Source organism: Streptomyces sp. URMC 126, from assembly GCF_051386555.1.
GTDB lineage: Bacteria > Actinomycetota > Actinomycetes > Streptomycetales > Streptomycetaceae > Streptomyces.
Genome location: NZ_JBPQTX010000932.1, coordinates 1 through 266, shown reverse-complemented (window position 1 = coordinate 266; position 266 = coordinate 1). Strand labels below are relative to the sequence as shown.

Sequence of the window (266 nt, the reverse complement as noted above, 5' to 3'; positions counted from 1 at the left end):
CATCCGCAGCAGACCGCCGTAACATGCGCGGCATGGCAAAGGCTCCCGTGCTCACCCCCCAGGCGGAGGACTTCCCGCGCTGGTACCAGGACGTGATCAGCAAGGCCGAGCTGGCCGACAACGGGCCGGTGCGCGGCACCATGGTCATCCGGCCGTACGGGTACGGGCTCTGGGAGCGGATGCAGAGTGGGATGGACGCCCGCATCAAGGCCGCGGGCGCCGACAACGCCTACTTCCCCCTGTTCATCCCGCAGTCCTACCTGACC

1 pseudogene is annotated in these 266 nt (G+C 68.4%); it reads left to right on the top strand.

The annotated features are described in order from the left end of the window. Positions 1-32: 32 nt before the first annotated feature. Positions 33-266 (top strand): annotated as a pseudogene (locus tag ACSNOK_RS34545) (proline--tRNA ligase); the annotation flags it as partial.